The organism is Ruegeria sp. YKSD179, from assembly GCF_059612885.1.
In genome coordinates this window covers 53,908-73,254 of the sequence record NZ_JBXWRL010000022.1, presented here as the reverse complement: position 1 = coordinate 73,254, position 19,347 = coordinate 53,908, and the positions used below count along the sequence as shown (strand labels likewise).

At 52.2% G+C, this 19,347-nt stretch carries 19 protein-coding genes, 1 tRNA gene and 1 rRNA gene; 12 read left to right on the top strand and 9 right to left on the bottom strand.

Features of this window, described 5'->3' with window-relative positions:
- A 16S ribosomal RNA gene (locus tag AC2FNE_RS12775) occupies nucleotides 1-1,315 on the bottom strand; the annotation flags it as partial.
- A gap of 183 nt (nucleotides 1,316-1,498) precedes the next feature.
- Between AC2FNE_RS12775 and AC2FNE_RS12770 the strand changes: the two genes are divergently transcribed.
- On the top strand, nucleotides 1,499-1,858 hold the full coding sequence (locus AC2FNE_RS12770) for a hypothetical protein (RefSeq protein WP_496773618.1): 360 nt from the start codon (nucleotides 1,499-1,501) through the stop codon (nucleotides 1,856-1,858).
- 95 nt (nucleotides 1,859-1,953) lie between these two features.
- Here the strand turns inward: AC2FNE_RS12770 and msrQ are convergent, their stop codons facing one another.
- Both msrQ and msrP read right to left on the bottom strand, forming a co-directional pair.
- Complete coding sequence (gene msrQ / locus AC2FNE_RS12765; protein WP_170608597.1) at nucleotides 1,954-2,568, bottom strand: protein-methionine-sulfoxide reductase heme-binding subunit MsrQ; 615 nt, start codon at nucleotides 2,566-2,568, stop codon at nucleotides 1,954-1,956.
- Nucleotides 2,569-2,572: 4 nt separating this feature from the next.
- On the bottom strand, nucleotides 2,573-3,475 hold the full coding sequence (gene msrP, locus AC2FNE_RS12760; RefSeq protein WP_170608599.1) for a protein-methionine-sulfoxide reductase catalytic subunit MsrP: 903 nt from the start codon (nucleotides 3,473-3,475) through the stop codon (nucleotides 2,573-2,575).
- Nucleotides 3,476-3,747: 272 nt separating this feature from the next.
- Between msrP and AC2FNE_RS12755 the strand changes: the two genes are divergently transcribed.
- Nucleotides 3,748-4,722 (top strand): hypothetical protein, encoded by a 975-nt coding sequence (locus AC2FNE_RS12755; protein WP_496805503.1) that lies wholly within the window; start codon nucleotides 3,748-3,750, stop codon nucleotides 4,720-4,722.
- 61 nt (nucleotides 4,723-4,783) lie between these two features.
- Here AC2FNE_RS12755 and clpB read toward each other — a convergent pair whose 3' ends face one another.
- Complete coding sequence (gene clpB / locus AC2FNE_RS12750) at nucleotides 4,784-7,402, bottom strand: ATP-dependent chaperone ClpB (RefSeq protein WP_170608603.1); 2,619 nt, start codon at nucleotides 7,400-7,402, stop codon at nucleotides 4,784-4,786.
- A gap of 226 nt (nucleotides 7,403-7,628) precedes the next feature.
- Between clpB and AC2FNE_RS12745 the strand changes: the two genes are divergently transcribed.
- A complete protein-coding gene (locus AC2FNE_RS12745; RefSeq protein WP_170608606.1) occupies nucleotides 7,629-8,219 on the top strand; it encodes an isopropylmalate isomerase in 591 nt (196 codons plus the stop codon).
- Nucleotides 8,220-8,224: 5 nt separating this feature from the next.
- Here the strand turns inward: AC2FNE_RS12745 and AC2FNE_RS12740 are convergent, their stop codons facing one another.
- The gene (locus AC2FNE_RS12740) at nucleotides 8,225-8,542 is read right to left on the bottom strand and encodes a hypothetical protein (protein ID WP_496805502.1); all 318 of its coding nucleotides are present in this window, start codon (nucleotides 8,540-8,542) and stop codon (nucleotides 8,225-8,227) included.
- A gap of 149 nt (nucleotides 8,543-8,691) precedes the next feature.
- Between AC2FNE_RS12740 and pyrF the strand changes: the two genes are divergently transcribed.
- Complete coding sequence (pyrF, locus tag AC2FNE_RS12735; RefSeq protein ID WP_170608609.1) at nucleotides 8,692-9,396, top strand: orotidine-5'-phosphate decarboxylase; 705 nt, start codon at nucleotides 8,692-8,694, stop codon at nucleotides 9,394-9,396.
- A 351-nt stretch (nucleotides 9,397-9,747) separates the two neighbouring features.
- Nucleotides 9,748-11,001, top strand: a complete 1,254-nt coding sequence (locus tag AC2FNE_RS12730; RefSeq protein WP_496805501.1) for a DNA polymerase IV — start codon at nucleotides 9,748-9,750, stop codon at nucleotides 10,999-11,001.
- Nucleotides 11,002-11,004: 3 nt separating this feature from the next.
- Here the strand turns inward: AC2FNE_RS12730 and AC2FNE_RS12725 are convergent, their stop codons facing one another.
- Nucleotides 11,005-11,865, bottom strand: a complete 861-nt coding sequence (locus AC2FNE_RS12725) for an N-formylglutamate amidohydrolase (RefSeq protein WP_170608611.1) — start codon at nucleotides 11,863-11,865, stop codon at nucleotides 11,005-11,007.
- Nucleotides 11,866-12,011: 146 nt separating this feature from the next.
- Here AC2FNE_RS12725 and AC2FNE_RS12720 point away from each other — a divergent pair.
- A tRNA-Val gene (locus tag AC2FNE_RS12720) sits at nucleotides 12,012-12,086 on the top strand.
- A 93-nt stretch (nucleotides 12,087-12,179) separates the two neighbouring features.
- On the top strand, nucleotides 12,180-12,305 hold the full coding sequence (gene ykgO, locus AC2FNE_RS12715; protein WP_005648635.1) for a type B 50S ribosomal protein L36: 126 nt from the start codon (nucleotides 12,180-12,182) through the stop codon (nucleotides 12,303-12,305).
- 122 nt (nucleotides 12,306-12,427) lie between these two features.
- On the opposite strand, the gene AC2FNE_RS12710 is transcribed toward ykgO, so the two are convergent.
- The gene (locus AC2FNE_RS12710; protein WP_170608612.1) at nucleotides 12,428-13,450 is read right to left on the bottom strand and encodes a permease; all 1,023 of its coding nucleotides are present in this window, start codon (nucleotides 13,448-13,450) and stop codon (nucleotides 12,428-12,430) included.
- Between the two features lie 85 nt (nucleotides 13,451-13,535).
- Here AC2FNE_RS12710 and AC2FNE_RS12705 point away from each other — a divergent pair, with 85 nt between their 5' ends.
- The 4 genes from AC2FNE_RS12705 to AC2FNE_RS12690 all read left to right on the top strand — a co-directional run bounded on the left by AC2FNE_RS12705 (nucleotide 13,536) and on the right by AC2FNE_RS12690 (nucleotide 16,820).
- On the top strand, nucleotides 13,536-14,393 hold the full coding sequence (locus AC2FNE_RS12705) for a LysR substrate-binding domain-containing protein (protein ID WP_170608614.1): 858 nt from the start codon (nucleotides 13,536-13,538) through the stop codon (nucleotides 14,391-14,393).
- Between the two features lie 225 nt (nucleotides 14,394-14,618).
- Nucleotides 14,619-15,635 (top strand): extracellular solute-binding protein, encoded by a 1,017-nt coding sequence (locus tag AC2FNE_RS12700; protein ID WP_170476712.1) that lies wholly within the window; start codon nucleotides 14,619-14,621, stop codon nucleotides 15,633-15,635.
- 115 nt (nucleotides 15,636-15,750) lie between these two features.
- On the top strand, nucleotides 15,751-16,305 hold the full coding sequence (locus tag AC2FNE_RS12695; RefSeq protein ID WP_170608616.1) for a helix-turn-helix domain-containing protein: 555 nt from the start codon (nucleotides 15,751-15,753) through the stop codon (nucleotides 16,303-16,305).
- The gene (locus tag AC2FNE_RS12690) at nucleotides 16,302-16,820 is read left to right on the top strand and encodes a GNAT family N-acetyltransferase (RefSeq protein ID WP_170608618.1); all 519 of its coding nucleotides are present in this window, start codon (nucleotides 16,302-16,304) and stop codon (nucleotides 16,818-16,820) included. The genes AC2FNE_RS12695 and AC2FNE_RS12690 overlap by 4 nt, the downstream gene beginning before the upstream one ends.
- Nucleotides 16,821-16,862: 42 nt before the next feature.
- On the opposite strand, the gene AC2FNE_RS12685 is transcribed toward AC2FNE_RS12690, so the two are convergent.
- Nucleotides 16,863-17,117: a BolA family protein gene (locus tag AC2FNE_RS12685; RefSeq protein ID WP_170476707.1), complete on the bottom strand. Its 255-nt coding sequence runs from the start codon at nucleotides 17,115-17,117 to the stop codon at nucleotides 16,863-16,865.
- A gap of 108 nt (nucleotides 17,118-17,225) precedes the next feature.
- Between AC2FNE_RS12685 and AC2FNE_RS12680 the strand changes: the two genes are divergently transcribed.
- Complete coding sequence (locus AC2FNE_RS12680) at nucleotides 17,226-17,852, top strand: J domain-containing protein (RefSeq protein ID WP_170476705.1); 627 nt, start codon at nucleotides 17,226-17,228, stop codon at nucleotides 17,850-17,852.
- A 6-nt stretch (nucleotides 17,853-17,858) separates the two neighbouring features.
- Here AC2FNE_RS12680 and AC2FNE_RS12675 read toward each other — a convergent pair whose 3' ends face one another.
- Nucleotides 17,859-18,749, bottom strand: coding sequence for a Hint domain-containing protein (locus tag AC2FNE_RS12675; RefSeq protein ID WP_170608620.1), 891 nt, complete (start codon nucleotides 18,747-18,749; stop codon nucleotides 17,859-17,861).
- Nucleotides 18,750-19,347 lie beyond the last annotated feature (598 nt).

Here is a 19,347-nt window from a genome sequence, read left to right as displayed (position 1 = left end):
GTACAAGGCCCGGGAACGTATTCACCGCGTCATGCTGTTACGCGATTACTAGCGATTCCGACTTCATGGGGTCGAGTTGCAGACCCCAATCCGAACTGAGACAGTTTTTGGGGATTAACCCATTGTCACTGCCATTGTAGCACGTGTGTAGCCCAACCCGTAAGGGCCATGAGGACTTGACGTCATCCACACCTTCCTCCCGCTTATCACGGGCAGTTTCCATAGAGTGCCCAGCCGAACTGCTGGCAACTAGGGATGTGGGTTGCGCTCGTTGCCGGACTTAACCGAACATCTCACGACACGAGCTGACGACAGCCATGCAGCACCTGTCACCGAGTCACCGAAGTGAAAGGCCCATCTCTGGACCGGTCCCGGGATGTCAAGGGTTGGTAAGGTTCTGCGCGTTGCTTCGAATTAAACCACATGCTCCACCGCTTGTGCGGGCCCCCGTCAATTCCTTTGAGTTTTAATCTTGCGACCGTACTCCCCAGGCGGAATGCTTAATCCGTTAGGTGTGACACCGACAGGCATGCCTGCCGACGTCTGGCATTCATCGTTTACGGTGTGGACTACCAGGGTATCTAATCCTGTTTGCTCCCCACACTTTCGCACCTCAGCGTCAGTATCGAGCCAGTGAGCCGCCTTCGCCACTGGTGTTCCTCCGAATATCTACGAATTTCACCTCTACACTCGGAATTCCACTCACCTCTCTCGAACTCTAGACCGATAGTTTTGGAGGCAGTTCCGGGGTTGAGCCCCGGGATTTCACCCCCAACTTTCCGATCCGCCTACGTGCGCTTTACGCCCAGTAATTCCGAACAACGCTAACCCCCTCCGTATTACCGCGGCTGCTGGCACGGAGTTAGCCGGGGTTTCTTTACCTGCTACCGTCATTATCTTCACAGGCGAAAGAGCTTTACGACCCTAGGGCCTTCTTCACTCACGCGGCATGGCTGGATCAGGGTTGCCCCCATTGTCCAAGATTCCCCACTGCTGCCTCCCGTAGGAGTCTGGGCCGTGTCTCAGTCCCAGTGTTGCTGATCATCCTCTAAAACCAGCTATAGATCGTAGGCTTGGTAGGCCATTACCCCACCAACTACCTAATCTAACGCGGGCTAATCCAAAGGCGATAAATCTTTCCCCCGAAGGGCACATACGGTATTACTCTCCGTTTCCAGAGGCTATTCCGTACCTTTGGGCATATTCCCACGCGTTACTAACCCGTCCGCCGCTCACCCCGAAAGGCGCGCTCGACTTGCATGTGTTAGGCCTGCCGCCAGCGTTCGTTCTGAGCCAGGATCAAACTCTCAAGTTGAAAGGCTATTGCTAACCTGTCCTTGACGTTCGAACCTCTGCACATCCTTGATTGTACTACCGCCTATTCGGCTACTTGAGCACGTTTAAGCAATACCCCTCACCCGGCTAGGCGAAGAAACAATCAAGAGTCATCTGTTTGATGTACACAGATCTCCTAAGAAATCAGTGAACCACTCAAACAGTGAAGCTGACACTGGTCATCGGAGATAAACCCCTACCAGCGCGATATACAGACATCCAATCCGTCGATACGAACCAAACCGCCCACATATCTCTTCAGTTATCCAATAATGTCAAAGAACAAACAACCAAGACCAAAAAACAAGACCATCACGCCAATAAATCAGCGCAACCGCCCAATCCCTTACCTCAGATGCCCACCGTCTCTCCGATGCGTCCAGCCAACTCTCCAGCCCGTCACCAAACCCATAAAGACCCGGTGAAGCGCCTTCTAAGCCCAACTCAATACTTCCGCAAGAAGAAAAAGACAAAAGTTCAAAAAAAATCCCACTTCGGTAAAACATTGTTTAAAAACAGTTAGTTAAATGATTAATTCTCAAATTTCACTGACGAAAATTGCTTAGGTAATTCTGGAAAGAGACTTATGTACAGAGTTACCCACAGACTCAGGTCAAATCACCTAATGTCGGCCTGACGAGATCGTTGAAACATGCCCGAGAACGGTAGGCGTAACGCTAAAAGAGCCAAAATAACCACTAAGTATATCAAAGGCTCGATCTGGAACCCTTTTGCCAGCATTACGTAATGAAGCGCACCTAAGATCGCCACGGGATAAACGAGCTTGTGAACTTTGCGCCAGCGGATTCCAAGCCTGCGAACTGACCAATCATTTGAAGTGAGTGCCAGCGGTACCATCAGCGCAAACGCCGCCATGCCGACCGTGATGTATGGGCGCTTGAGAATATCAGCCCAAATCTCACTAGGCACCTGCACATCCAGCACAAGCCAGACCAGCAGGTGCAAGCTGACATATGTGAAAGTTAATACGCCAATTGCACGGCGAAACTTGATGAGATTCAGGCGGAATTGTCGGTGCAGCGGCGTAATCGCCAGCCCAATGATCAATAGTTGAAGTGCAAGTTCTCCGTACCTGTGCTCAAGCGCCTCGATCGGTTCTACACCCAAGCCTCCGGTAAGACCGAGGTAAAACAACCAAGGGGCCGGCAATAAGCCCAGCACATAAACGACCCAAACTGGAACGCGGCGAAGGATCTGACTTAGGGCCCGCATGACTTCAATAGTTTTTCGCAAGATCCATACCGTCATACAGATCGGCGACCTCTTCTTCGTAACCATTGAACATAAGCGTTGGTTCACGCTTCGCGAAAAGTCCACCACCGATCCGGCGTTCGGATGCTTGCGACCAGCGCGGGTGATCTACATTGGGATTCACATTGCTATAGAACCCATATTCACCTGGGATCGCCATATTCCAACTCGTAGGTGGCTCCTCTTCCGTCAGGGTAATACGAACAATCGACTTTATCGATTTGAAGCCATATTTCCACGGTACCACTAACCTCAACGGTGCGCCGTTTTGATTTGGGATCGGACGGTCGTATATACCTGTGGCTATTATCGTCAGAGGGTGCATCGCTTCGTCCAGCCTCAACCCTTCACGATAGGGCCAATCCAATACTGGGAATTGAACACCTGGCATTTCGTCGGGACGCAACGCGGTTTCGAACGCCACGTATTTTGCTCCTTCCTGAACGCCTGCCATGTTCAAAAGATCGGCCAGTTCGAACCCATTCCAGGGAATGACCATTGACCACGCTTCAACACAACGAAATCTGTAGATTCGCTCTTCAACCGTCATTTCGGCCATCACATCTTTAAAGTCATATTCGCCGGGACGTTCCACCATCCCGTCGATTTCGATAGCCCAGGGTTCAGTCGTCAACGCACCCGCATATTTGGCTGGGTCATCTTTGCGCGTCCCAAATTCATAGAAATTATTATAGGATGTGATTTCTTCCCAAGTATTCGGCTCCAACCCTTCTTGAGCCGCGCCGGGCTTTGCCAAACCCGTTAATCCCAAACCTCCCAGCCCAGCGATTACCTGCCGTCGGTTCAGAAAAGCCGCCCGCGGTGTAACGTCGGCATGTGTAAGTTTGTTAGACCAGCGATGCGCCATTCAGGCCTCCTTGAACAACCCAATTACGACATGAGTTAATCCCCTCTTAGCACAGGGCAAAGACAACACTCATAACGATTGAGAGACGAGATTGTAACGTAAAGCCTATTTTTCGGGTCCAAATAAGGCTTCCGATTGCGTCAGAACGGAAAACCGGCTCCCAAAAAACACATAACTTGGTCGCTCTGATGCATGCCATTCAAAACAACTGGCACGTTTATCGGGATCTCATTATTAGAAAAACACCTAAAAGTTGTATTCAGTAAATTTCGATGTTCTTGTCTCAAGCCATTCCTTTATCGTTGTCTATATTCTGGCGGCTTGTTATCGCACTGCCTTTCATGCTGATTGGGTTGGTGCTTTACGTAATTGTCGGCACGATTTTGGAGCTGCTGATAAGCATTCTATTCCCAACATCGGCAATTTTTCTGGCTTTTCTGATAATTGCTTCTGCAAGCGCCCTGCCAATTCTTCTCGGCGCCAGGTTTGGCCTTCAATCCATGAATGTGAAACCCAGTAATCGTATTCGGACATTGGTAATTCCCGCCGTCATTTACGGTGCTGTACAAAGCGCAGGCATGACATTGATTCTTGCGCTAATGCTTGCCATCCCATTATTGCTGACGTCTTCCGAAATCTTTCAACTTGATGCATTCAAGGATGTCGCGCTTAGGTTCTTGGAGCCTTCTTTGGCGATCCCTGCCGTTGCGGTTGTTGTAGCAGTTTTCCTGTCTGCTTGCTCGTTTCGCGCCAGCATGCTCGTGCCTATTGCATCCGCTTCAATCGGGAGAGACCCTGACGGTCTGACTTACACGCCTTTTCGACACTTCAGAGCTTCGTTCGGAGAACTTTTTGGGTTGACCGTTCTTAGCTATGTTGGGTCCACCACCCTTTACGCAATCCTGATCACATTGCTGTTTCTATCAGGAACGACCGAGACCTTGTCGGCTGACGCAGTGGAAGTTCGAAATATGATCTATGGCACTGCGGCCGTACGGCTTGTCTGGTCTCTGATTGGTCTGTCGGTCGCTATCATGTTGATTGGCGTCTGGACGTATAGCCTGCAGTGCGCAGGAGGGGTTTTGGGATACCAGAAACTGTGCGAGGATTTGGCTATAGCGGCCTCAAAAGCGAATGCGCAACTTGATCGGGCCTCCACCCCACCACCTGTAACCAAAACCGGCCCCAAAATGTTCCCTGAAGAATTGCGAGCTTTGCGCAAAAGCCGAGAGTTCCGCGATCATTAGCATGCAGTCATAAAAAAGACCCGCCTAATAGACGGGTCTCTTGATGCTAAGTGTTTCAAAATTAATGCACGACTGCATCATCGGGACGTGGGCGATCAGATGTACCCAACCTGTCACCGATAATTAGGCCTTCTGCTCCGGCTGTCACGGGAACGGTTTCTCCATCCTTGATCTCACCGGCCAGCAAAGCTTCTGCCAGCGGGTTCTGCAAGGCGCGCTGAATAACGCGTTTCAAAGGACGAGCGCCAAAGACCGGATCATACCCTTCATTGGCCAGCCATTCCTTGGCACTATCATCCAATGCCAGTTCGATCTTGCGGGCGGCCAGACGTTTCTGCAGGCGTGCCATCTGGATATCGACGATGCCATCCATATCAGCCCGCTTAAGTCGGTCAAAGATGATCGTTTCGTCCAGACGGTTCAGGAACTCCGGCCGGAAATGCGCCCGGACAGCATCCATCACGTCGCGCCTTGCCTGCGCACTGTCCGCGCCTTCGGGCAGCTGACTGAGTGCCTGAGACCCAAGGTTCGACGTCAGGATGATCAGCGTCTGCTTAAAGTCGACAGTGCGGCCTTGACCATCGGTAAGAACCCCATCGTCCAGAACCTGCAATAGAACGTTGAACACATCCGGGTGCGCCTTTTCCACCTCATCAAACAGCACAACCTGATATGGCCTGCGCCGCACGGCTTCGGTCAGCACTCCGCCTTCGTCATAGCCGACATAGCCCGGAGGGGCCCCGATCAGGCGGGCGACGGCGTGCTTTTCCATGAACTCGGACATGTCGATTCGCACCATCGCGTTGTCGTCGTCGAATAGAAAGTTCGCTACAGCCTTGGTCAGTTCAGTTTTGCCCACGCCAGTCGGACCAAGGAACAGGAACGAACCCAGCGGGCGGTTCTCGTCGTTCAAACCAGCACGAGCGCGGCGCACGGCGTTGGCAACAGCAGTTACCGCCGCGTCCTGACCGATCACGCGGGAATGCAGATCATCTTCCATCCGCAGCAGCTTCTCGCGCTCGCCTTCCAGCATTTTCGAGGTAGGGATACCTGTCCAGCGCTCGACCACCGAGGCGATCTGTTCAGGACGCACGGTTTCTTCGGCCATCATGGCGTTGCTTTCGGCATTCTCTGCCTCGGTCAGCTTTTTCTCAAGCTCGGGGATGACTCCATAAGACAGCTCACCCGCCTTGGCGAGGTTGCCTTCACGCTTTGCAATCTCCAGATCTGCCCGCGCCTTTTCGAGCTGCTCTTTCAGATCGCGGGCACCGGCCAGCTTGTCACGTTCAGCCTGCCACTGAGCTGTCATCTCCGCGGATTGTTCCTGCAGATCAGCCAGATCTTTTTGCAAAGTATCCAAACGATCCTTCGAAGCAGCGTCATCTTCTAGCTTCAGCGCCTCTTCCTCGATCTGCATCTGCAGAATCTGCCTATCCAGTTGGTCAAGTTCCTCTGGCTTGGAGTCAACCTCCATCCGCAGACGCGACGCTGCCTCATCAACAAGGTCGATGGCTTTGTCTGGCAAGAAGCGGTCCGTGATATAGCGATGGGACAGCGTCGCGGCCGAAACCAAAGCCGAGTCTGAAACGCGTACGCCGTGGTGCAGTTCGTATTTTTCCTTGATACCACGAAGAATGCTGATTGTGTCCTCGACGGTCGGCTCCTGTACCATTACGGGTTGGAACCGACGTGCGAGTGCCGCGTCTTTTTCAACGTATTTCCGATACTCATCCAGCGTGGTTGCGCCGATACAGTGCAACTCACCCCGAGCTAATGCGGGCTTAATCAGGTTGGCGGCATCCATCGCGCCGTCGGATTTCCCGGCGCCCACCAAAGTGTGCATTTCGTCGATGAACAGGATAATCTCACCCGCCGCCTCGGTCACTTCAGTCAGAACTGCCTTTAGGCGTTCTTCAAACTCACCGCGGTATTTCGCGCCAGCGATCAACGCGCCCATGTCGAGCGCAAGCAACTTTTTGTCCTTAAGAGACTCAGGAACATCACCGTTGACGATACGCAAGGCCATACCTTCTGCGATCGCAGTTTTACCGACACCAGGTTCACCGATAAGAACCGGGTTGTTTTTGGTGCGGCGCGACAGAACCTGCATCGAGCGGCGAATTTCTTCGTCGCGTCCGATGATTGGGTCGATCTTGCCTTCGGCTGCGGCTTCGGTCAGGTCGCGTGCATATTTCTTGAGGGCGTCATAGCCTTCCTCTGCCGACGCCGAGTCCGCGGTACGTCCCTTTCGAATATCGTTAATCGCCTCGTTCAGTTTCTGGGCAGATACGGCACCGGCTTCCAACGCGTCCTTCGCCTTGGACTTCACCATGCAAAGCGCCATCAAAACGCGTTCAACGGGCACAAAGCTGTCACCCGCTTTGATGGCGATTTTCTCAGCCTCGTCCAACACTTTGGCGGTTTGCCCATCCATGTAAATCTGGCCTGCGTCGCCACTGACCTGGGGGATCTTTGCCATAGCAGCGTCTAGCGCCTCAACCACCCGCGTGGGCGCGCCGCCCGCGCGTGTGATCAGATTGCTCGCCAGCCCCTGATCGTCATCCATCAATGCTTTCAAAATATGTTCGGGTGCCAATCTCTGGTGCCCCTCGCGCAGCGCTATTGTCTGCGCTGCTTGCACGAATCCCCGTGCCCGCTCGGTGAACTTATTCAAGTCCATTCCATTCTCCTTTTATCAAGCGCCCTGTTAGCTGCGCCCGCTTGGCGGCACGCGTCGATATGGGCCTCAAGTTCAATTTGGTAAATAACGGTAGGGAATCAAGACCTCTTTCGTCATTATCCCCGGATCGCTAAGTTGAGATGGAAACATGGGGCAAATACGAGCATATGATCTTTTGCAAATTAATGTCGCAGCGCTGCAGTGGCGGCACTGATCCAAAGATAGCATGAGCGTAACCGACAATCTTGGGGCATGCATTGCTGATGACTGGTCCCCCGTCATTGGTGATCCCAGCGTGCTGGGATGGGTGACTGTCGCCGCCTATGGCCTCACAGCAGTGTTGTGTCTTGTGGCGAGCCCTCGACATCCTGAAGGTACTGTTCGCGTGTTTTGGGCAACGCTGGGCATTGTATTGTTTGGGTTAATGATAAACAAACAGCTAGATCTTCAATCTGCCTTGACGGCTGGTGGCCGATGCCTATCACAGATGCAAGGCTGGTACGAAGAACGGCGCGCTGTTCAGTTCATCTTTATTGTAGCCATTGTGTTGACCGGTTTTAACATCGCCATCTTTAGCCTTTGGGCGCTAAGACAGCATCTGCGGGCCGTTGGCCTTGCCTTGATCGGTTTGATTATTCTGATTTGTTTTATCCTGATACGCGCGGCGGGATTCCATCATTTTGATGAGTTTTTGAACACTGAAATTCAATCCATTCGGATGAATTGGATTTTGGAACTGACGAGTATCGCCCTTATCGCCATCAACGCGATCGTGATTATCCGCCGAGGTCATTTGTACACCGGACCAAAGTACTGATCCAATCAGCGACGTGGCACCGTGTAGACAGTGTAGCCACCGGTTTCTGCCACCTGCCGCGCGTTGTACGCAGCCACCAGCGACTGCGCCGCTTCGCTACCCGAAGGGCAAGACACAAGATCAGCTGCATCATCCAGAAAATTTACAGTAAACGAGGTTTCCCCAGTCAGTTGGCATTGGTCGTCCGTCGACCGATAGCCGCGTACCAACATCAAGTCGTCTGAAGTTGGCTCAGGCGGGGCTGCGACGGCCTCATCGCTCGGTGCAGAGTCATCGCAGGCCGTCAAAGCAACAGTCGCCCCCAGAACCAATAGCTTTTTCATGTTATTGCTTTCTTTATTCCAATTTACATGTCTCGCAACATAACACAGACGCTAGTTCTGGACAGTTGTTCCTTTGATTGGTCACGCATGGACACGAGCGCCCGAAACAGCTAGGACGCAGACGTTTGCCAAATAGGAGCCCGAACGCAATGTCAGATGACCGCCTGATCGTAGCCCTTGATGTCCCGAATGCCCTGCAAGGGCTGGCTATGGCTGAACGCTTGGGCGACAGTGTATCATTCTACAAAATCGGACTGGGGATGCTGACAGGCGGCGGATTGGCATTGGCCAACGAACTGAAGCAGGATCATGGCAAGCGTATCTTTCTGGACATGAAGCTGTTCGACATCGGCAACACAGTCGAAAACGCAGTACGCGGGTTGGCACAGTTTGATTTGGACTTCCTTACCGTTCACGGCGACCCTCATGTTGTCCGTGCTGCAAAGGAAGGCACCTCGGGAAAAGATTTGAAGATCCTCGCCGTCACAATCCTGACTTCACTGAACCGCGAAGATCTGGATGCCAGTCTGATCAAACCAGGCGACGTGCGAGAGCTTGTCGTTGAACGGGCGGCGAAAGCGTTAGAGGCCGGCGCCGATGGCGTAATTGCCAGCCCACAAGAGGCCGCCCTGATCCGAGCACTGCCTCAGGCCAAAAATCGCGTGATCGTTACGCCCGGCGTAAGACCCGCCGGAACATCACTTGGAGATCAGAAACGCGTGGCCACTCCTGCAACTGCGATTAGTGATGGCGCTGATCACATCGTTATAGGCCGTCCGATCTATCAGGCAGAGGACCCAAAATCTGCGGCCGAAGCGGTTCTGAACGAGTTAAATTCCTTGACACGGCACTGAACTGTCCAGGGATTCGGGCTGAAATAACCTCAGGTTTCGATTGCAACGGCTTGACCTTACGTCAATATTCATTGGTTCTGTACCAAATCGTCTCTGTGCCTGAAAACACACATTCAAAAAGCGAGTTTATTGCCGCGCGCCTTCGTTCTATCGAAAACAAGTCTTATCGGCGAATTTAGGGGTGAGACACTCCCCCAACGAACCAGTTCTTCCTGAGGTTCGTTACCTCCCCCCGCAAAGTCGCGGGGGGTCTTCTTTCACAAAGACTAACTCAAACGATGGCCCTTTGATCGTCCGGAAACGGTGCTATAAGAAACGCCCTGCCCATTCGTGGACCGCGTGGGGACTTTTATGCCCGGAATTTGCCGAGATTGCCTGACTTTACTAGCTGAGGAACGCCGTTGCCCTTCCTGCGGCAGCCCTCGCGTCAAAACTCATCCCGAGCTATTTGACTTATCCATTGCGCATATGGATTGCGATGCTTTTTATGCCTCGGTCGAGAAACGAGACAACCCGGAGCTGGCAGACAAACCGGTTATTATCGGGGGCGGAAAACGCGGAGTGGTGTCGACCGCATGCTATGTGGCTCGGATTCGGGGTGTGCGTTCTGCTATGCCCATGTTCAAAGCGCTTCAAGTTTGCCCAGATGCAGTGGTCATAAAACCGCGAATGTCAGCCTATGCCGAAGTTTCCCGCGAAATCCGCAAGATGATGGATGAGTTGACACCGTTCGTCGAGCCGCTGTCTCTGGACGAGGCGTTTCTAGACCTTTCCGGTACAGAGCGCCTGCACGGGGCGCCGCCAGCGGTGATGTTGGCACGACTTGTTAAACGCATGAAAGAAGAGCTCGGAGTAACCGGATCTATTGGCCTGTCACATAACAAGTTCTTGGCAAAGGTCGCGTCTGATCTGGACAAACCCCGGGGGTTCTCAATTATTGGCAAGGCTGAAACGGCTGATTTCTTACACGATAAGCCCGTGCGCTTGATTTGGGGCATAGGTCCGGCGGCGCAAGAGTCGTTGGATCGTGTGGGAATTCGCACCTTTTCCGACCTTTTGCGTTGGGATCAGGAAGCGTTAACAGCTCGGTTTGGGTCCATGGGATACCGTTTATGGCATTTGGCTCGCGGTCAAGATAAGCGCCGTGTCTCGGCCCACGAACTAATGAAATCCATCAGTAATGAGACGACGTTTTTTGAAGACACGGCCAGTATCGAAATTTTGGACGGTCATATATGGCGTATGTCTGAAAAGGTTGCTGACAGGGCTAAGGCCAAAGGATTGGCAGGGCGTGTGGTGACATTGAAACTAAAGCAAGCAAACCACAAGCTGATAACGCGGCGTGTTTCATTGCGCGATCCAACGCAAATTGCAGATCGCATTTATCGAACTGCGCGCGGCTTGTTTGATCAAGTTGGTGACCAAGGCCCGTATCGTTTATTGGGTTGTGGCCTTTCTGATCTGTGCCCTGAGGATCAGGCAGACATTTCAGGCGATTTGCTTGACCCTGGCGCGGCCCGCAGATCGCAGGCCGAACGAGCAACCGATGAAATCCGAAAAAGGTTCGGCACTGATGCTATTGTAAAAGGCCGCGCGTTACGTTGAAAATTATTCTGCGGCCAACCGCGCAGGTTCTGAACCGATACTGGCAATTTCAGAAATTACTAAATCCATTAAAGTTCGGAACGCGTGAAAGTTTTGGTTAGGCTCGATCCGTTCCTCATCCATGTACAATGAACGATCAATTTCGACCTGAATCGCGTGCTGGTGTCGCCCCGGGCGCCCGTAGGTCTGAGTCACATAGGCTCCGGCAAAAGGTGTGTTTCGCGCAACATTCAATCCGGCGGACGCAAAAGCGGACTCGATCTGGTCCACGATTGCCCCCGACGCCGAGGCTCCAAACCGATCCCCCAGAACAATCTCGGGTCGTTTGGACTGCCCTGTACCTGAAATTGCTACGGCTTCATGCGGCATTGAATGACAGTCGATAAGTATGGCTTGCCCAAATTTTTGATGCGCCTCTGATAGCAGAGATTTGAGACACGCATGATACGGTCGCCAATAATTATCGATGCGCAAACGCGCCTCATCCATAGTGATTTTTCCATTGTAAATCACACGACCGTTGGCAACCACGCGGGGAATCACGCCCAGACCCGATGCGACCCGGGGATTGTGCCCCTGCCTCCGGGCCCCTTGTATCAAAGCCGGGTCCAGCTCGTCCGCATTTCTGTTCAAATCCAGATAAGCGCGTGGCATTGCAGCCGTAAGAAACGGTGCACCATGCCGGGGGGCGCTGTCGAACAGTTGATCAACAAACGCATCTTCTGACGATCGAATCGTTTTATAATTCAGAACCGAGCGGTCCAGAAACGCCGCAGGATAGTCCCGACCACTATGCGGGGATGCAAAAACTGCGCATGAACTCAGTTTCTCCGGCATAACCAAATTGTAAGCTTCGGTCGGCATAGTCTCTCCTTCTTCGCGTTGAACATAGACCGGAAAATAGTTCTTCCAAACCCCTTGATCCCCCTAACGACTCCTTTTATAGACCCCGCTACCGGCGCGGGGTTCCGCGCCCCATTTCGTTATGGGGCAGTCTCGCTATGGTTCGTGGGCGGTTAGCTCAGCGGTAGAGCACTTCGTTGACATCGAAGGGGTCACAAGTTCGATCCTTGTACCGCCCACCATTGTGTTCACTGTTTCGGGTCTGACTCGGGACACCCGCTAACCCAGGCGCTGGCCACGTCCTTGATGAAGGCGCCGCAGATTGGAGACAGGCCATGAAGGTCAAGAACTCGCTCCGCTCGCTCAAGAATCGGCACCGTGACTGCCGGGTTGTGCGTCGCAAAGGCCGCGTCTACGTGATCAACAAGACGCAGCGTAAGTTCAAAGCGCGCCAAGGCTGAGAACAAATCACAGAACAAAAAACCGCGCATCCAAGCGCGGTTTTTTTTGTTCTGGCCAACGAACATTGAGGATCTGATTACGCAGTCTTCCTTGAACGATTGGCTGCCGTATCAAAATGAATTCAGACCATCCATCCAAATAAATATCCTGCTGCGACAGAGCCCAGAACCGCAAGCAGCAGGTATAAAAGAAACGGTTTCAACTTTAGCACAGGGGCGATAGCCATTGCGCCCCAGATACTCACGACACCACCTGAGATCAAAAAGGCCATTGCCGCGCCTTCGGACATCCCGTTTTCAATCAATCCACGCGTGAGCGGCAAAGCCGCATATCCATCGATATAAGCTGGCGCGCCGACAAACACTGCGGCAGGTACAGCCCACCATTGATCCTCTCCGACGTAAGCAGCTAAAACTCCGGGGGTTAAAGCGGCGTTCAATGCATACTCGGCGGCGAATGCCGGAACTAAGCAGATCAGGATAAGTCGGGATGTGGCCCAGAATTGAGCGGCGAAGGACCGTCGACGCGCTTCGGTATTCCAGATCCAGGGGTCGAAAGTTGTATCGTCGCCACATCTGCCGACGCTAAGTTGGCGTGCCAAACCATTATCCCGCAAAGCATTCAGCGCCCAAGACGTCTGGGCGAACAATCCGGTCACTGCACCACCGAATAAACCCAACCCAAAAGCAGCCACTGTTTTGCCGACAGCAAAACTAAAGCCAAGGGTTGCGGCTGTCGTTGCAAGCATGGCTGGATCAGTGATCGGAGATGACAACCAAAACGCCATGATTGGTGCAAGCGGAACACCTGCAGCTAACAACCCGGCCATAAGCGGCAAGACGGTAACACCACAAACCGGCGTGATAGCTCCGATAAACGAAGCTGCAACAACTGTCTTCAGGGTTCTTCCCTCGAAAGCGCCTGCAATGTGCGCATCCGCGCCGCTGGCAATGATCCAAGCCGCAACGAATATGCCAGGAATGACGATTGGGGCGACTGCTAGCAATCCCCAGATTACGAACTTGACGACGCTCACGGCATGTTCGGGCCAAGCAAAACCAGCACCAATCGTCGCCAATAGGCACAAGCTCCATATCAAAAACTTCCTGCCTGATCGTTGGCTGATAACTGTCTGATCGGTCATGGGATACTCCTCTGACCTTGAAACCTAGTGGTTGATCTGACATTGGTGAAACAAATAGTATAAATCTCTCCTATAGGAATTTCGAATGCAAAACTTGGACAGCGATCTGCTTCGCACCTTCATTGCAGTGGCAGAGTCTGGCAGCGTTACAGAGGGCGCGGTGCGGATTCACAGATCCCAATCCGCCACTTCTCTTCAGGTCAAGCGGCTCGAAACCATTCTCGGGCAACCTGTTTTTGAAAGACATGGTCGCGGTATTGTTCTAAGCGACACGGGCCATCGATTGTTACCCGTTGCGCAGGAAGTAACCGCGCGTCTGGACGCAGCCTTGCAGGACATGTCCCAAAATACCATTGCAGGCAAATTGCGACTGGCGATCCCTGATGACCATGGCAGAGCAAAACTTTCGGAGATCATCGCCGCGTTCAGCCGCTTACACCCAAGGGTCGAGTTAGAGGTGACCTGTGCCTTAAGTACTGGTTTCCCAGAGGCACTTGAAAAGGGTTTGTTCGACCTCGCGATTTATGAAGTGGAACAGCCGGGTAACCACGAAGAGATTCTTTTTGAAGATCCTACATGCTGGGTGGCGTCAGCAGCCCGCGATTTCCAAACCGAAGAAAACTTGCCGGTTGCCTTGTTTGACCACGCCTGTTGGTGGCGCGACTCAGCGATCAACTCTCTGAACAGCCGGGGAAAGCCCTACCGCGTTGTATATTCCAGCCAAAGTGTGTCGGGTGTCATTGCTGCAGTGGAAGCTGGAATTGCAGTTGGGATGCTGGGTCGGTCATCGCTTCACTCGGGCCTGTCGGTTGTGAACAACAAGTTAGGCCTTCCAACTACGCCCGGCTCCAAGTTGGTGATGGCCGGGCCGGACTTACAAGAAACCGAAACTCGGGAAGCTATGAGAGCCGCTATTCGCTCCGCATTTAGGGTTATGGCTTAAAGTTCCCGATGCTTGTAAGGCCCTCGGCGCATGGCTAGCCGAGGGCGTTTCTGATTTCTCAGCTCATGCTTGAGGTGGTAGATTTCTTCCGCCAAGCCGCAAAAATAGGCTTGGGTCTTTGACTTAGTATTTTTGTCAGAATTACTTGCATCCCACCCAGAATCGTTTAATTGACTAAATCAGTCGGGTTATTGCCCGTGACACCTTTCAATATCGGGATAGATTATGCTGAAATCCTCAACCTGCGCCGCGGCAACTTTGGTGACTTTGATCGCTGCCTCAGCCTTTGCCGAGGGCGAATTAAACCTGTATTCGTCGCGCCACTACGACACCGACGAACGTCTCTACACAGACTTTGAAGAGGCCACAGGAGTCACTATCAACCGTATAGAAGGCAAGGCAGATGAACTGATCGCCCGGATGGAGGCCGAAGGAGCAAACTCGCCTGCTGATATATTGTTGACTGTGGACACATCACGGTTGGAACGGGCCAAGAATGCTGGCGTTCTACAATCCGTTGAAAGTTCGGTTCTGGAAGACCGCATCCCTGCAAATCTACAGGACAACGACAACCAGTGGTTCGGATTTTCTCAACGCGGCCGTATCATTTTCTTTGACAAAGAAAACGTGTCGAACCCCCCGACCACATATGCCGATCTGGCGAAACCAGAATACAAGGGGCTGGTCTGCATTAGGTCCTCCAGCAACACGTACAACCAGACGCTGCTTGCTTCGATAATTACGCATGAAGGACAAGAGGCTGCAAAATCCTGGGCCGAAGGCATTGTTGCCAACATGGCACGTAAACCGCAAGGCGGAGACACCGATCAGTTGCGTGGCATAGTCTCGGGCGAATGCGAAATTGCAGTGTCGAATACTTACTATTTCGCGCGCGCGATCCGCAAAGACGTTAAGGGGCTATCAGCTGATCGCGATATGATCGGCTTCGTGTTTCCAAATCAGGACAGCTATGGCGCGCACATGAATTTGTCCGGCGCAGGTGTGGCTGCAAATGCTCCGAATAAAGATAATGCGGTCCTTTTTCTGGAATACCTCGCAAGTGATCAGGCACAGCAATACTTTTCGGCTGGGAATGATGAATTTCCGGCCGTCGCGAGCGTTGAACTTGCGGACTCAGTCAAACAAATGGGCGAGTTCAAAGCTGATGAAGTAAGCTTGTCAGATGTTGCAAAGAACATCCCCGAAGCTCAGAAGATTTTCAACGAAGTTGGTTGGAAATGAACCAAAAGTAGTTATCAGTACTATTAGGGTGCAGTTTTCTGCACCCTTTTTTGTTGTATATTTATTATTTTTAATCAATAATCTCAAATACGAACATGATTCCCATTATTGAGATATGCAAGATTCACTTTCTAATAGATTGGCCTCACGGCTTGGCGAATTACGCAAATCACGTGGCTGGTCACTCGAGCAACTCGCCGCACTTAGCGATATCAGCCGAGCTACATTGTCGCGCATGGAAAAGGGCGATGTCAGTCCGACCGCTGAAACTCTGGGAAGACTGTGCGCAGTATTTGAACTGCCAATGTCCCGATTGCTAATGATGGTTGAAGACAGCTTTGCCCCGCGCGTGCCTTTTGACAAGCAGCCTGAATGGCGAGACCCCGAGACGGGGTTCACCCGCAAGTCGGTTTCGCCGCCAGCAACTGGGCTAAGCGGCGAGGTTCTGGAATGTCACTTACCACCCGAAACGGTTATTGCTTACGATGCACCTCCGAAACCAGGGCAAGAGCACCATCTGATAGTTCTGGATGGATTCTTGATTTTGAATGTTGATGGCATCGCCCATGAACTCGGTGCCGGAGATTGTCTGCGCTACCACCTGTCCGGCCCGACGAAGTTTGAAACAAACGCCTCCAGAGGCGCTAGATACATGATGGTATTGATATGATTACACAGCTCTTTGAAAAGTCTTTCGACGCCGCGTTGGATGATCTGACTGAAATTCTGCACGGGTGTGTTCATACCGGAGCAAGCATTGGGTTCGTTCTACCGTTTTCACAGGATGACGCCAGAACATATTGGGAAGCCACTGTTCGACCTGGCCTAGTGAGAAAATCGCTGGATCTTTTTGTTGCCTATGATGGCGGCGGAATCGTCGGCACGGTACAGTTGATCCCGGCCGGAATGCCTAATCAAACACACCGCGCAGATGTGGCCAAATTGTTGGTGAATCCCAACGCAAGACGTAGAGGAGTGGGGCGGTCATTAATGACGGCACTGATAAAGCGAGCATCCGAATTGAAAAGAACCCTGTTGGTTCTCGACACGCGCAGTTCAGATCCTTCGCGCATGCTTTACCAGACCATGGGATTTGAAATCGCCGGAGAAGTGCCGGATTATTGCCGAAATCCATTTGACGACAGGCTGGAACCAACAACTTTTATGTACAAGCGACTGGATTAATGCAGTTCGTCGCCTTTCCGATTGAGTTTCTCACCCAGCCTCTCAAACATCGATGTCCAAGGCCAGCGCATGAATGCGCGGAACCACGTCCCCGAGCGCGGCGTGTACGGCTCGATGACGGGCGACACGTGATTGACCTTGAAACGCCTCAGAGCGAATGCGGACATTGAAATGGCTCTCGCCACCTTCTCGAAACCCTGCGTGGCCTCTGTGGCTTTCACTGTCATCGATCACATCCAGCTCGCTTGGGTCAAAAGTCGCCTGTAAGCGAGCGCGAATTTCGTCAGTAATGCTCATTTTTTTGCTTGGCAGCAAAAAATTTTGCCGCTTCCCTCTTCTACTCTCTGGCCCTTACGTTAAACTGCTGCCTCCGAGTCGAAAAGACGCGTTCTCAGGAGCAGGCCAATGGAAAAATCAGACCCGTTTGGATTCGATATGTCCGTATCCAGCGCTAAGAAAAAGAAACCGCGCGGGCGTCGGGGCATGTCGGGTGCGTCCGAGACTTCAACCCGAATCTGCGATCACGAGGGATGCGAAGAGGCGGGAAAGTTTCGTGCACCCAAGGCGCCGGATGTTCTGGATGATTTCTATTGGTTCTGCCAACAGCATGTGCGTGAATATAACCAAAAGTGGAACTTCTTTGACGGCACAACCGAGGCTGAGTTGAATGCTCAGCGATCAAAGGACAAAGTGTGGGAGCGCGAAACCAAGCCAATGGGAGACCCCGAAGCACGCGCTTGGGCCCGGTTGGGCATTGAAGACCCGCATCAGGTTTTAGGTGCAAATGCGACAAAAAATCCTGGGCGTACCGCCGGTGGAGGCGGCCGCCGGCTGCCCCCAACCGAACGCCGTGCAATAGAGATACTGGACGCAAACGACAGCTGGACCAAAGCCGAAGTCCGCAAAGCCTATAAAAAGCTAATCAAAGTTCTGCATCCAGATATGAACGGCGGCGATCGATCGCAGGAAGAACAATTACAAGAAGTTGTTTGGGCTTGGGATCAAATTAAGGACAGCCGCAACTTTAAGTAATCTGCTTTAGTGAGGGAGCATGCCTTGAAGGGCTATAACCTCAGGGCGCTTGAGACAGCGTAGCCGAGTACGTTGCGCACCAGTCTCTTGCCTAATTAGCTCTGGAAACAGCGCTCGTAATTCTTCGATGTCACGACGGTCAAAAGAATTTAAGGCCCTGCCACCTAAAAACAGACTCTCGCTCTTTAAACCATGAGATCTTAATATCGCGTGCCGCGGGCATGCGATATGATAGTATTCCACCGGTGCAACCGGCTGCACCTGCCGGATCGTATTGTCATTGACCAAATGAACCGCGGCTGAAAAAACCATCGGCTCACCAAACAAAAGTTCGGCCCGCCAGCCATCCAGCACGATCCTGTGCTGTGGCGATACACATAAATCCCTGTTAGGAAGTCCTGGTCCGAGCGCATCACGCCGAATGTGAACAGGCCTGAATTTCGGATTTGCGCGTAGAACATCTGCGTTAAGGGTTTTCTTCCCGACCCAAACAATCGGCAAAGTTTCATCGTTTGAAACGCAGACCCTGTCACCAACGACCAAATCTTCGACCGCACGTGGGCCTGACTCCGTCTCGATCAAAGTTCCTGCTACAAAACAGGGTGGGTCCGTTGGATCAAGTTCAGTTTCACCAATTTGCCAGTTACCCGTGGTCATTGGGCCTGTGGGATTGTCAGTATCCCAAGCATAGATTTGACCACCTACCTGAATGAATTCACCGGATTCGCCTGATCCGCGGTAGTTGCCTTGCCCCAAATACGTATAAGGCTGGAAAGTTACGCCCCCATCAAACGACACAGTCAGACCGGAGATAATCGCGGGCGTAGTCGAGCCTTGTACAACCAGATCTCCGCCACCAGTGGTGTTCACAGTATGTAGCGTTGCGTCAAACGGCATCAGCTAACCCTTTTAGCATTCGGCAAAATTAAGTTGACAAACCCAGCGTAAGACTGGGTTGAGACACCGCTCATGACTTTGGCTTTCATGTACTCTTCACCCAGATTCTTTGCAAAATGCCTGCACCAACACCTTACGCGATAGGGTGCGCAATTCTATAAGATATATTATTTTATGAATTTTAATTCTCGTTGAAGAAAATCCATTCGATTGGAATTCTTGACTGCCTTTCCTGTTACAAAAAAGCGACATGGCAAACTTCATGAGTCGATCAGAAGACCCCGTCGGTTTGCCTGCAACTCCATCACTTATCTGTTCCCATTCATTGAAAAATCGGACCGCTGGCTACGGTTGGCGCAATATTTCAAGCGCGATAAGAGCTTTTAGAATAGGTATTGTTGAGGTTGGACACCCTTCAAAGCATCACCTCGGCCGGTGGCTTTTTTCGGACGTCAGATATATCCTAAACAGTTACTTTTCCGAAGTAATTTTCCGCTTGGCAAGTTGCTTTGACGCGAACGTGGCGGTTTTCATTGGCCACACCAATTCCAAAGTACCACCAGAGGATTCAAAGCCTCACTACAACAAACCTGCTTTT